The 11,274-nt window shown below is 68.9% G+C and carries 14 protein-coding genes; 6 read left to right on the forward strand and 8 right to left on the reverse strand.

Going from position 1 to position 11,274, the window contains the following annotated elements; all coding sequences use genetic code 11:
• The 3 genes from VFG33_RS09335 to purS all read right to left on the reverse strand — a co-directional run.
• The coding region (locus tag VFG33_RS09335) for a hypothetical protein (protein WP_325024513.1) at positions 1 to 184 on the reverse strand (184 nt) is incomplete at its 3' end.
• Entirely contained in the window at positions 184 to 855 is a 672-nt protein-coding gene (purQ, locus tag VFG33_RS09340) for a phosphoribosylformylglycinamidine synthase subunit PurQ (protein WP_325024515.1), read from the reverse strand. The genes purQ and VFG33_RS09335, both read right to left, overlap by 1 nt.
• Positions 852 to 1,103, reverse strand: a complete 252-nt coding sequence (gene purS / locus VFG33_RS09345; RefSeq protein ID WP_133798012.1) for a phosphoribosylformylglycinamidine synthase subunit PurS — start codon at positions 1,101 to 1,103, stop codon at positions 852 to 854. Before purS ends, purQ begins: the two co-directional genes overlap by 4 nt.
• A gap of 114 nt (positions 1,104 to 1,217) precedes the next feature.
• Here purS and VFG33_RS09350 point away from each other — a divergent pair, with 114 nt between their 5' ends.
• From VFG33_RS09350 to VFG33_RS09365, 4 genes are all read left to right on the forward strand, one after another.
• Positions 1,218 to 1,745, forward strand: coding sequence for a PadR family transcriptional regulator (locus tag VFG33_RS09350; RefSeq protein WP_325024519.1), 528 nt, complete (start codon positions 1,218 to 1,220; stop codon positions 1,743 to 1,745).
• On the forward strand, positions 1,742 to 2,422 hold the full coding sequence (locus tag VFG33_RS09355; protein ID WP_325024521.1) for an ABC transporter ATP-binding protein: 681 nt from the start codon (positions 1,742 to 1,744) through the stop codon (positions 2,420 to 2,422). The genes VFG33_RS09350 and VFG33_RS09355 overlap by 4 nt, the downstream gene beginning before the upstream one ends.
• On the forward strand, positions 2,419 to 3,756 hold the full coding sequence (locus VFG33_RS09360) for an FtsX-like permease family protein (protein ID WP_325024523.1): 1,338 nt from the start codon (positions 2,419 to 2,421) through the stop codon (positions 3,754 to 3,756). The genes VFG33_RS09355 and VFG33_RS09360 overlap by 4 nt, the downstream gene beginning before the upstream one ends.
• A gap of 76 nt (positions 3,757 to 3,832) precedes the next feature.
• Entirely contained in the window at positions 3,833 to 4,321 is a 489-nt protein-coding gene (locus VFG33_RS09365) for a VTT domain-containing protein (RefSeq protein ID WP_325024525.1), read from the forward strand.
• Between the two features lie 59 nt (positions 4,322 to 4,380).
• Here VFG33_RS09365 and VFG33_RS09370 read toward each other — a convergent pair whose 3' ends face one another.
• Both VFG33_RS09370 and VFG33_RS09375 read right to left on the reverse strand, forming a co-directional pair.
• Entirely contained in the window at positions 4,381 to 5,256 is an 876-nt protein-coding gene (locus tag VFG33_RS09370) for a phosphoribosylaminoimidazolesuccinocarboxamide synthase (RefSeq protein ID WP_325024526.1), read from the reverse strand.
• Positions 5,253 to 6,374: an FAD-dependent monooxygenase gene (locus VFG33_RS09375; protein WP_325024528.1), complete on the reverse strand. Its 1,122-nt coding sequence runs from the start codon at positions 6,372 to 6,374 to the stop codon at positions 5,253 to 5,255. Before VFG33_RS09375 ends, VFG33_RS09370 begins: the two co-directional genes overlap by 4 nt.
• Positions 6,375 to 6,421: 47 nt before the next feature.
• On the opposite strand from VFG33_RS09375, the gene VFG33_RS09380 reads away from it, so the two are divergent.
• Together VFG33_RS09380 and VFG33_RS09385 are read left to right on the forward strand one after the other, a co-directional pair.
• Positions 6,422 to 7,018: a TetR/AcrR family transcriptional regulator gene (locus tag VFG33_RS09380; RefSeq protein ID WP_325024530.1), complete on the forward strand. Its 597-nt coding sequence runs from the start codon at positions 6,422 to 6,424 to the stop codon at positions 7,016 to 7,018.
• A 52-nt stretch (positions 7,019 to 7,070) separates the two neighbouring features.
• Positions 7,071 to 8,483: an FAD-dependent oxidoreductase gene (locus tag VFG33_RS09385; RefSeq protein ID WP_325024531.1), complete on the forward strand. Its 1,413-nt coding sequence runs from the start codon at positions 7,071 to 7,073 to the stop codon at positions 8,481 to 8,483.
• Position 8,484: 1 nt separating this feature from the next.
• Here VFG33_RS09385 and VFG33_RS09390 read toward each other — a convergent pair whose 3' ends face one another.
• The 3 genes from VFG33_RS09390 to VFG33_RS09400 all read right to left on the reverse strand — a co-directional run.
• Positions 8,485 to 8,907 carry a hypothetical protein gene (locus VFG33_RS09390; protein WP_325024533.1) on the reverse strand — a complete coding sequence of 141 codons (423 nt, stop codon included), beginning with the start codon at positions 8,905 to 8,907 and terminating at the stop codon, positions 8,485 to 8,487.
• A 98-nt stretch (positions 8,908 to 9,005) separates the two neighbouring features.
• The gene (locus VFG33_RS09395) at positions 9,006 to 9,530 is read right to left on the reverse strand and encodes a hypothetical protein (RefSeq protein ID WP_325024536.1); all 525 of its coding nucleotides are present in this window, start codon (positions 9,528 to 9,530) and stop codon (positions 9,006 to 9,008) included.
• A 30-nt stretch (positions 9,531 to 9,560) separates the two neighbouring features.
• On the reverse strand, positions 9,561 to 11,274 hold a 1,714-nt coding region (locus tag VFG33_RS09400), incomplete at its 5' end, for a mannosyltransferase YkcB-related protein (RefSeq protein WP_325024538.1).

The following is an 11,274-nucleotide window of genomic DNA, read 5'->3' on the forward strand; positions in this document are numbered from 1 at the left end:
AAGCCTTCACGTCGTTCCAGGTCAGCCCTGGTACACCGATGACGACCACCTTCGCCAGCAAACTCTCACCGACCTGCCCGCTAGCGGCGGCAGGAGCGGGTGACGTAGTACTGGCGAGGGCTAGTACCGCAGCGGTGAGGAACAGGGTGCGGGCAAGTAGCCGCTGCACCCGCCGTGGCTTCATCAGGAGGAGACGACGGCCTTGAGCACCGAGGTGAAGAAGCCGAGGCCGTCCGTGCTCGGACCCGTCAGGGTCTCGACGCAGTGCTCCGGGTGCGGCATCAGGCCGACCACGTTGCCGCGCTCGTTGGTGATCCCGGCGATGTCGCGGTAGGACCCGTTCGGGTTCTCGTCCAGGTACCGCGCGACCACCAGGCCCTCGCCCTCGAGCCGGTCCAGGGTCGCCTCGTCCGCGACGTACGAACCGTCCTGGTTCTTCAGCACGATGGTGATCTCGTGGTTCGCGTCGTAGTCGCTGGTCCAGGCGGTGCGGTTGTTCTCGATCCGCAGCGGCTGGTCCTTGCAGATGAACTTCCGGTGGTGGTTCTTGATCAGCGCGCCGGGCAGCAGGTGCGACTCGCAGAGCACCTGGAAGCCGTTGCAGATCCCCAGCACCGGCAGCCCCTCGCCCGCCTTCTTGATGATGGTGTCCATCACCGGCGCGAACCGGGAGATCGCGCCGGCGCGGAGATAGTCGCCGTACGAGAAGCCGCCAGGCAGCACCACCGCGTCGACGCCCTGCAGATCGGCATCACCGTGCCAGAGCGCGACTGCCTCGGCACCGGCGACAGCGGCCGCGCGACGGGCGTCGACGTCGTCGAGCGAGCCGGGGAAGGTGACGACCCCGATCTTCACTGGTCGGCCTCGACGTGCAGGGTGTAGTCCTCGATCACCGGATTCGCCAGCAGCGTGTCGGCCGCCTTGCGGATCTCGGCCACCTTCTCCTCGGTGGCCTCACCGTCCAGGGTGATCTCGAAGCGCTTGCCCTGACGGACGTCGGCCACGCCGTCGAAGCCGAGCCGGCCGAACGCGCCGTGCACCGCCTTGCCCTGCGGGTCGAGGATCTCGGGCTTGAGCATGACGTCGACGACAACGCGAGCCACTGACTACTCCTGGTTTCGATCCGGGATGACGCCCTGAATCCTACCGACCGCGGCCCCGGAGTCCCGCATTGCCGACTATTCACTCAGTACATACATTCTGTGTATAGTCGCCGCATGGCAACAGCTGAACTCGTTCTGGGACTGCTCCACAACGGGCCGGCTCACGGGTACGACGTGAAGCGCGGCCATGACGCCTGGTTCCCCGACAGCCGGCCGCTCGCGTTCGGGCAGGTGTACACGACGCTGTCCCGGCTGGAGCGGGACAACCTGGTCGAGGTAGTCGATCGTGGCTCAGAGGGTGGCCCCGAACGGACCGTGTACGGACTCACCGAGCAGGGCCGCGCACACCTGGCCGACTGGCTGGCCGAGCCGATCCAGCCCGCCCTGGGCGCGGTGGACGAGATGGTCCGCAAGGTGGTCGCGACCATCCACACCGGTGAGGACGCGACCGCGTTCCTGGCCCGGCAGCGGGCCAGCCACCTGCGCCGGATCCGCGAGCTGCGGGCCGCGTCGACCGACTCCGACGACGACACACCGGCCCGGCTGGCACGGGATTTCGTTGCCGTCCACCTGGACGCCGATCTGCGCTGGCTCGACGGCGCGCTGGACCGAATCACCGAGCTGAAGGAGACCCGTCGATGACCGACCTCGCCCTGGAGCTACTCCGGGTGGAGTATGCCTACCGCCGCGACGTGGCCCTGCGCGGAGTCTCGCTCAAGGTCAGGCCGGGCGAGGTCGTGGCGATCACGGGGCCGAGCGGCTGCGGCAAGTCGACCCTGCTGCACTGCGCCGCGGGGATCCTTCGCCCACAGGCCGGCACGGTCCAACTGGCCGGACAGAACCTGGCTGACCTCTCCGAAGCAGTGCGGACGCGGCTACGGCGCACGCAGGCGGGCGTAGTACTGCAGTTCGGGCAGTTGGTTCCCGACCTCACACTGATCGACAACGTGGCACTGCCGCTGCTCCTGGAGGGCCATGACCGGGCCGGAGCTCGGCGGGCCGCCATGGAGTGGCTGGACCGGGTCGGAGTCGGGGAGGACGCCACCGCAGTACCGGGCGAGCTGTCGGGCGGCCAGAACCAGCGGGCGGCCGTGGCACGAGCTCTGGTGACAGGGCCCGCGATCGTCTTCGCCGACGAGCCCACCGGCAGCCTGGACAGCCTGGCCGGCGAGCAGATGATGGAACTGCTCCTCGCGTCCGTGCACAACGGTGGAGCCGCGTTGGTGCTGGTTACCCACGACAACCTGGTCGCCGCGTACGCCGACCGCGAGGTCCGCCTGCGCGACGGCGCCGTCCAGCATGAGGTCGCGCTGTCGTGAACTTCGCCACGCTCTTCGAACTGGCCCGGCCCCGGTCTGCCACGGACCGCAGCCGCTTCCGACTTCTGGTGACCACCATTGCGATCGCCGGTGCGTTCCTGCTGGCCGCATGGCGCATCAAACGTCTCGGCTTCCGCGGCTATTACTACTCCGACAAGTACAGCGACTACATCCAGGAGGACGGCATCCGCAGCGGTGTCGCCTTCGCCGCCGTCCTGTTGGCTGTCGCGGCCTGCCTCTTGGCTTTCCAAGCCCTGAAGCTCGGTACTGCGGCGCGCGACCGCCGGCTGGCGGCGTTCCGCCTTGCCGGTGCCACTCCCAACCAGGTCCGTGGTCTCGGCGCGGTCGATGCAGGGATCGCTGGTCTCATCGGTGGCATCCTGGCCGGTCCGCTGTATCTCCTGCTCGCGCTGGCAATCCAGAGCCTGCCCAGGACGGCCCGGATGCTGCCGCCGGTCAACTCTGTGGATCTGGCGACCTGGCCGATCGTGGCCGCGGTACTCACTGTCGTGGCGGCTGCTGTCGGCGCTCTGCTTGGACGCGGCGTGATCTCGGACCCGCGCGAGAGATCGGCGAAAGCCCCCAACGTCACCCGGGCAGCCATCGCCGGCGCGGCCGGGATCGGGCTCGTCCTGCTGAGTCATCTCATCAGGAAGGAGTACTTCGCCACGCTGGTCCCGCTGGGCCTCGGTCTGATCTTCATCTGTCTGGCGCTGCCCACCTTGCTGGTGGCCTGGCAGGGCAACCGGCTGGAGCGATCGAGGAACCCGCTGAAGGTGCTGGCCGGTGGACGCCTGCTCCGGACGGTCCGCCCGCACGGGCGGACGCTCGCCCTGCTGGTGTTGTGCGGTTCCGCGGTCGGCTTCGTGGCCGCGATGACAGTCGAACTTCTCCAGACCAGGGACGGATTCGACCTGGGCTTCCACCTGACTGGACTGGTCTTCGCTGCGAGCGCCGCGGTGTTCACCGCACTGATCGCGGGTGTGTCCCTGCTGGCCGGCACGGCCGACGATCTGCTCGATCAGCGTCGCCAACTGGCCGCCCTGAACGTCCTCGGTGTCGGAGAGGCGCAGCTCCGCACCTCGGTGCGGTACCAGCTGACCTCGAGCGTCACCTGGGCGGTCGCCGGCGGGCTGCTGATCGGCGGAGTGCTGTACGCGGACCTCTCGGTGCGCGATCCCTACTCGCCCAGTCAGACCACCGCATTGCTGACGACGGTCGGGTTGGCCGTCGTGGGTGCCGGGCTGGCCTGGCTGATCGCGGGTCTCGCGGCGCTCCTGCTGCGCGGTCATGTGCACGAGGCGGCGGCCGCGGAGAACCTGCGGTCCACCTGAGGGGTAGTGCTGAGTTCACCCTGAAGTGGTGCTGGCCTCCCTGATCGGGAAGACATCGCCGCATAGCCTCTAGAGCATGTGGGTCTGGCAACTGGCGCTGGCGGTGGGCTTCGGGATCGGGTCCGCCGTCATCCCGATCCTGAACGCCGAGGCGTATGTCCTCGGCGTCGGCGTGTCCGGCGCGCTCGATCCGGTGGTCGCGGCAATCGGCGTATCGGTCGGCCAGACAATCGGCAAGATCGCCATGTTCCTGGCGGTGCGGTACCGGCCGGGTTATGCCGCGAAGAAGGACAAGGAACCCAAACCGGTCGACCTCGAGACCCGTCGCGGCCGCTTCATCCAGTGGAACCGCGAGGTTAGCAAGCGCCTGCTCGATGCCCTCAGCGACCGCCGCTGGGGTATCCCGGTGACGCTGCTGAGCTCGTCGGTCGGCATCCCACCCCTGTACGGCGTCGCCCTGATCGCCGGCGCCAGCCGGATGGGCGTGGTCACCTTCAGCCTCTCGGTCCTGGTCGGCCGCCTCGCCCGCTTCATCACCCTCGCCCTGGGCGTCGGCCTCTTCTGACACCCGCTTACGTCCGAAGAACCGAGGGGCCTGCCCCGCGCCCCTTCGGACGCAAGCACTCAAGCGGTGAAGGTGCGGCCGGTTAGGCGTTCGTAGGCGTCGATGTACGCCGAGCGGGTGCGGGCGATGACCTCGTCGGACAAGGGCGGCGGGGCTTCGCCGGAGTGGCGGTCCCAGCCGGAGTCGAACTGGAGCCAGTCGCGCACGATCTGCTTGTCGTACGACGGCTGCTGCTTGCCCGGCTGCCACTGGTCGGCCGGCCAGAAGCGGCTGGAGTCGGGCGTCAGCACCTCGTCGGCGAGCACGATCGTGCCGTCCGCGCGGGCGCCGAACTCGAACTTCGTGTCGGCCAGGATGATCCCCCGCTGCTCGGCGGCCTCGTGCGCCTGCGTGTAGATGTCGAGGGTGAGGTTCCGGAGCGCCTCAGCGGTCTCGGTGCCGACCGTGGCCACCACTGCGTCGTACGAGACGTTCTCGTCGTGCTCGCCGAGGTCGGCCTTGGTCGCGGGGGTGAAGATCGGCACGTCCAGCCGGGATCCCTCCACCAGGCCTGGCCGCAGCGGGATGCCGCAGACCTCGCCGGTGGCGTCGTAGTCGAGCAGGCCGGAGCCGCTCAGGTAGCCCCGGGCGACGCACTCGACCGGGAACATCTCCAGCTTCTCGCAGACCACCGCGCGACCGGCGACCTCAGCCGGTACGTCGGTCGACAGGATGTGGTTCGGCACGCCGAGCCGCTCGAACCACCACAGGCTCATCGCGGTGAGCACCTTGCCCTTGTCCGGGATCGGCGTCTCCAGGATCCAGTCGAAGGCGCTCATCCGGTCGCTCGCGACCATCAGCAGCTCGCCCGACTCGAGCTCGTACAGGTCCCGGACCTTGCCGGAGTGCAGATGCTTGGCACCGGGGATCTCGACGGCCTGCGGAGGAGTCTTCACACCGGGGATTGTTCCACCCGCCGCCGCTTCGCCAGCAACCCGGCCACCTTGCCGCCGACGCCGAGTACCCCGTCGCGGACCACGCAGAGCACCCCGTTGTCGATCTGTCCCAGCCGGCCGATCATCCTGGACTGCTTGACCAGCCTGGCCGTCACCGGCCGCCGCTCAGCGTCGTACCGGCTCAAGGCTGTGGACAGGTCGAGGTCGCCGCGAAGGTGGCGGGCCAGAGCTGCTGCGTCTTCGATCGCTGAGCAGGCGCCGCGGCCGAGGTTGGGGGTCATTGCGTGGGCGGCGTCGCCGAGCAGGACCACCCGGCCGGTGCCGAACGGGACCAGCGGCAGCTCGAGGTCGTAGATGTCGTTCTGCAGTACCTGTTCCGGCGGTGTCCCGGCCAGCAGTTGCGGAATCGGCTCATGCCAATCCACGAAGTCCCTCGTCACGTCCGCCTGCGGACCACCAGGCCCTGGTGGCAGACCCGCCTCGCGGTTCGCCGTGGCGTACCAGTAGACCCGTCCGTCGATCAGCTTCGCGAACCCGAATCGTTGCCCCCGGCCCCAGGTTTCCCCGCCGCCGTCGCTGAGGTCCACGTCGGCGATCCCCCGGTACGCCGTGTAGCCGGAGTACCGAGGTCCCTTGGAGGCAGGGTGGATCGCGCTGCGCAGAACACTGCGGATCCCGTCCGCCGCGATCACCAACTCAGCACGGAACTCCTCATCGGCCGACCTCACCGTGACCCCGCTGTCGTCCTGCGAGACTCCGGTGACGGTGATTCCCGTCCGTACGGTGACTCCCGGGCCGAAGCGATCGGTGATCAGCTCGTGCAACTGCGCCCGATGGATCATCACCGGGATCTCTACGCCGAGGTCCGGCGCCTCGACCACCCAGCGACCGTTCGGCTGGCGCAGGCCGGCCGGACCCGCGGTCACAGCGGCTTTCTGGACGCCGACCACCCCGAGTTGCTCCAGCGCGGCGACCGACGAAGGCCAGACCGAGATGCCGGCCCCGACCTCGCCCAGCTCTGCCGACCGCTCCAGCACCAGGACCTGCCATCCGCACCCCTCCAGCGCGACGGCCGCCGTCACCCCACCGATCCCCGCTCCCACCACGATCGCCCTCATGCCCATCGACTCTACATCTGTAGAGGCTGCTCCACTAGACTCTCGCTGTGACGAAGACAGTTCCGCTCGGCGAGGATCGCCGCGACGCCATCGCGGACGCCGCGATCCATCTCGTGGCGACGCGCGGCCTTCGCGGCCTGACCCACCGCGCGGTCGACGCCGAAGCCGGGTTGCCACCGGGCTCGACCTCGTACTACCTGCGCACCCGGAAGGCGCTGCTCGACGCCTGCGTCCGGCGGATGCTCGCCCGCGACCTCACCGCTCAAGCCAGCCCGGACGCCGGGCTCGAGGAACTGCTGGTGGGAATGGTCCTCGACCTCGTCCACAACCGGACGGACGATCTCGTCGCGCGCTACGAGTTGTCCCTCGAGGCGAGCCGTCAGCCCGAACTCCGGGAGGCGATCGTCCAGGGCGGCCGCCAGTTGCGAGACGGCCTGACCGGTTTGCTCGAGGCACTGGGCATCCCCGACGCCGAGGAAGCCGCCTGGCCGGTCGCGGCAATGCTCGACGGGCTGATGTACGACCGGGTCGCCGGCGCCGGTACGACGATGTCACCGTCCGCCTACGAATCCGCAGTACGGCGTGCTGTCGGCGCACTCCTGACCGGCCTGCAGAGGCGCGACATGCGGAGCACTGCAGAGTGAACGACTGACGACTTAGAGTGGGAGTCTTCCTAAAGCCGCCTGGGGGTCGTCCGTGGTCGAGTCAGCTGCTCGTCGTTTCGCCCGCATCAGTACTGCGGAACGCCCGACGGATTCCAGGATCATGATGCGGCGGGCGATCGTCCTCGGCGCGAGCATGGCCGGTCTGATGGCGGCCCGGGTGCTCAGCGATCACGCCGAAGAGGTGCTCGTGATCGAGCGGGACGACTCCGAGGAGTCCGCGCAGCCGCGCCCCGGCGTACCGCAGGGCACGCAGGTGCACGCCTTGCTGCCGGCTGGTCAGGCTCAGCTCGATCGGTGGTTCCCGGGCTTCACCGCGGAGTCCGTCGCCGCCGGTGCGATCGACCCACCGCCGACCGCGGTCGAGAGCTTCGTGAACGGCTCCTTGCGGCCGGCCACGCCGCGGGAGTCGATCGGCCAGGCCTTGGTGAGCACCCGGCCCTTCCTGGAATCACACGTTCGGCGCAGGACGCTGGCGATCGGCAACATCAAGCTCATCCATGGACGGGCCGACGGTCTGGACTTCACCGGCGACCGGGCGACGGCCGTCCGCTACCAGCCGACGGGTGCCGCCACCGGGGAACTGGTGACCGAATCAGCCGACTTGATCGTCGACGCGACCGGGCGGTCGAGTCGGCTCAGCGACTGGCTGGGCGCGGCCGGCTGGCCTCAGCCACCGATGAAGCGGATGCCGATCAAGCTCAACTACGCGACCGCTCTGTTCAAACGGGACCCGAAGGTCTGCGACGTCTACGTCTCGATCGCCCAGACCCAGCCCAGCAGCGGGAAGGTCGCCAGGATGGGCGGCGTCCTGTCCGTCGAGGACGACCGCTGGCTGGTCCTGGTCGCGGGCTACGACGACGACCGACCGAGCCGCGACTTCGAGGAATTCCAGACCCGCTGCCGCCAGGACTTCCCGCCCGCCTTCGGGCAGATCGCCGAGCACGGCGAGTTGCTCGGCGACGTGATCACCTATCACCAGGCCGACAGCAGACGGCGCGACTACGACCAGCTCGAGCGGTTCCCGGCCGGTCTGATCGTCGCCGGTGACGCGGTCGCGTCGTTCAACCCGATCTACGGCCAGGGCATGACCTCGGCGACGCTGCACGCGTCCTGTCTGTCCTCCTATCTCCGCTCGAACCCTTCCCTGGACGAGCCGGCCCGCGAGTACTTCGAGCAGGTCCGCGTGGTTGTGGACGCCGCGTGGCAGGTCTCGACGTTCGCCGACCTCGCACTGCCGCACGTGAACGGACCCTTCCCGCGCGGCTATCGGCTGGTCAAGTGGTTCAGCGGGCTGATCGTCGCCGCGTCGCAACGGGATGCGCAGGTCAACGAGAAGTTCAGCCGGGTCACCACGATGCTGGACCACCCGAACTCGCTGAGCAGCCCCCGCACCCTGCTCCGCGCCCTCCGCCTCGCACTCCTGCCCCGCATGGCCTCGCGTTAGCTCACAGCCGTTCGGTGAAGGTGACGAAGGTGAAGTAGCAGACGCCGATCAACATGCCGAGGTGCCCGAGCAACGAGAGCCCGGCGCCGGAACCCCAGGCGTCGGCGGCCTTGCCCGCGCCGTGCCGACTATGGCTCGGTAACCAGCGGGCCAGCAGCAACAAACCGACTATTGCCAGCAGCCACCATCCGGCCAGAGCGCCGAGAGCGACCTCTTGGCGACCGACGACGAGAGCTGCGACCCAGGCGACCAGAGTGAGCACTCCGACCGTGGTGTGCACCCGCAGCAGCCCGGCGGAATACCCCGCCACACCACTCGAGCGGTTGCTCTCGCCCGCGCTTTCGCCACCGAGCCGGACGCGGGTCAGCAGCACCACGACAGCGCCTAGGGCGGTCAGGAACCAGGTGATGTTCGACCATTCCACGACCCGATCCTTACCCGGCCGGACCGATAAGTGAACACCCAAGCGTGTCGGTCCACCCTAGGAGAGGTGGACCGACACTTTCTGGCCGGAGGTGGTTGTCAGGCCGGCTTGGCTGGGGTAGTGGTGGTCTGACCAGGTGATTGCTGGCCGCCACGTGGTCCCTGTCCGGGGACGCGTCGGCCGTACCCCTGGCCGGGGACACCCGGGCTCTGCGTGCCCGTACTCGGCTGAGTCTGCTGCCCGGGCTGGGTCTGTTGACCGCCTGGCACCTGACCGCCTGGCACCTGTCCGTTGGGGAGTTGGCCTTGGGGGAAGCGGCCACCGCCGGGGAACTGCGTCTGCTGTGTGGCTCCTCCGGATCCCCAGGCGTGGCCGACCGCAGTACCGCCGAGGAAGGCAAGCACGGCCAGCAGGGAACCCGCCCCGGCCAGAATCAGCCCGCTCGGCTTCCCGGCGGACGACTTCGTCTTACCTCCCGGTGCGGGTGCACCCGGTACTGCGTCGCCCTGGCGCGCGGCCAACCACTGCTGCTCGGCCTGCCGTTGCTGCTCAGCCGGTGTGCCCGGCGCACCGCCAGCCACCCATTGGGGCACCGCGGGTGGGTTGTTGGTGTTCTCAGTCATTCCTTTTCTCCGGTTCTCTGGGACAAGGGTTCAGCTGCCGCTGGTCAGGTCGTAGACCGTGGTGCTACCGACGGTCTGCGCCTGGAAGTTCTGCTGCACCCAGGTACTGATCTCGCTCGAGGTTCCCTCGCTGCGGCCACCGAAGCCGCCGCCACCGCTACCGATGAAGTAGTGAACCTTGCCTTGGGCAACAAGATCCTGGAACTCCGCCAGCGACGGCGCCGGGTCGGTCCCGTTGAAGCCGCCGATCGCCATCACCGGTACGTCGGCCGCCAGCGCGATCGGCGCAGCGCCGTTCGCGGTGACTGCCGCGGCGGCCCAGGTGTAGCCGTTCGCGCCCTGCTGGAGCAGCGTGACGAGGTCGGCCGACACACCGGCGGTTCCGCCGCCACCAAGGAACCCACCGCCTCCGCCGCCACCTCGCGTCGGCGGAGTCGTGGTCCCGGTGCCGCCCTGCCCGTTCGTAGTACCGGGAGCTGTGCCTGTGCCAGGAGGCGTGCCGGTCCGGCCGCCTGCTCCGCCCCCGCCTCCTCCTCCGAAGCCACCCATCCGGCCACCTGCCGAGGCCGGGCCGGCCGACGGCAGTGCACCGCTGTGAGCCGCGGAGATCGTCTCCACCGAGTACGCCGTGGGCCCGGCGAGCGCGCTCACCGCGATCAGCACGGCAGCGAACATCCCGGCCCGGCGAACCGTCCTGCCAGGCAACTGGAGCTCAGGCAGCAACAGCACCGATCCAGCGCCCACAATTCCGGTGATCAGCACGACCCAGCGCAACCACGGCTGCCAGGTCGGCGTCGCGTTGAGCAGGGAGAAGCTGTAGCCGGCGGTCAGGAAGATGCCTCCGGCAAGGGCTGCCCGGGGCAACCATTCGGTCCGGCGACGCCAGAGCACCATCATCGCGGCACCGACCAGAGCGCCGATCGCGGGAGCCAACGCGACCATGTAGTAGGTGTGGATGATGCCCTGCATGTAGCTGAACACCAGTCCGGTGACGACGAGCCAGCCACCCCACAGAATCGCGAACGCCCGGGTCTTGTTGGTACGGCCGGACTTTCCGGCGGCGACGACCAGGACGATCGTGGACAGGAGAGCCGCCGGTAGCAACCAGCCGATCTGGCTGGCGAACTGCTCGGTGAAGAGCCGCTGCAGACCGGCCGCGCCGCCCCAGCCCGGATTGCCGACACCACCGCCGACGGAGCCGGTCTCGTCACCGTTCAGCCGGCCAAGACCGTTGTAGCCGAGGGTCAGCTCGAGGATGCTGTTGTTGGTGGACCCACCGATGTAGGGCCGCGCCGAGGCCGGCATCAGCTCGACGATCGCGATCCACCAGCCGGCGCCGACGATCATCGCGCCGAGAGCCACCACACTGTGCACGATCCGCTTGCCCAGTTGGGGCTTGCCCGCGATCAGGTAGGCCAGCCCGAAGGCGGGCAGGACCAAGAAGGCCTGCAGCATCTTCGTGAGGAAGCCGAAGCCGACGAGCAGTCCGGCCAACGCCATCCAGCGCGCCGCATGCTTGTCGGAGTCGATCGCCCGGGTGACGGCCCACGCACCGGCGACCAGCAGCAGGACGAGCAACGCGTCCGGGTTGTTGAAGCGGAACATCAGGACGGCCACCGGGGTCAGCGCCAGGATCGCGCCGGCCAGCAGGGCCGCATTCGCGGAGAACCACCGGCGGACCGCCACGTAGACGAACCCCACACTGGCAACACCCATCAGCGCCTGCGGGATCAGCATGCTCCAG

The organism is Kribbella sp. (assembly GCF_035687465.1).
In the GTDB taxonomy this organism is placed as follows: domain Bacteria; phylum Actinomycetota; class Actinomycetes; order Propionibacteriales; family Kribbellaceae; genus Kribbella.